We start from the raw sequence: 602 nt of genomic DNA on the forward strand, positions 1-602 counted from the left end.
AGGCTACTTTTTCTGGCTTCCCACCTCCGCGGGAATTACATCAGAAAAATAAGATAAAAAACAAACAGTGACCGACTTCTTGCATAACGTAGCTAATAAAGAGGAATTTGAAGGAAACACGGGACGCAGTACTACAGCGTACACTTTAGTACGTGAGGATGCGAGTACCGGATTGATACACAAATTACCTTTAGAAGCAAGTTATGCAAGAAGTCGGTCACTGTTTGTTTTTTATCTTATTTTTCTGATGTCATCCCCGCGGAGGCGGGAATCCAGTAAAACCTATAAAAACTTGTTTTTATAGGTTTATTTTGTTAATTAATGTGTAATTGTTGAGATCGGGATTAAGGCTACTTTTTCTGGCTTCCCACCTCCGCGGGAATTACATCAGAAAAATAAGATAAAAAACAAACAGTGACCGACTTCTTGCATAACGTAGCTAATAAAGAGGAATTTGAAGGAAACACGGGACGCAGTACTACAGCGTACACTTTAGTACGTGAGGATGCGAGTACCGGATTGATACACAAATTACCTTTAGAAGCAAGTTATGCAAGAAGTCGGTCACTGTTTGTTTTTTATCTTATTTTTCTGATGTCATC

At 38.9% G+C, this 602-nt stretch carries 1 protein-coding gene and 1 pseudogene; both read left to right on the top strand.

What is annotated here, in order from left to right; all coding sequences use genetic code 11:
- Window positions 1-67: 67 nt before the first annotated feature.
- Window positions 68-217 (top strand): annotated as a pseudogene (locus O6R16_RS08145) (palindromic element RPE1 domain-containing protein); the annotation flags it as partial.
- Between the two features lie 197 nt (window positions 218-414).
- Window positions 415-602 (top strand): palindromic element RPE1 domain-containing protein (locus O6R16_RS08150; protein ID WP_499680713.1); only part of this gene is annotated, 188 nt, incomplete at its 3' end.

Source organism: Candidatus Rickettsia tasmaniensis (assembly GCF_036857515.1).
In the GTDB taxonomy this organism is placed as follows: Bacteria; Pseudomonadota; Alphaproteobacteria; order Rickettsiales; family Rickettsiaceae; genus Rickettsia; species Rickettsia rickettsii.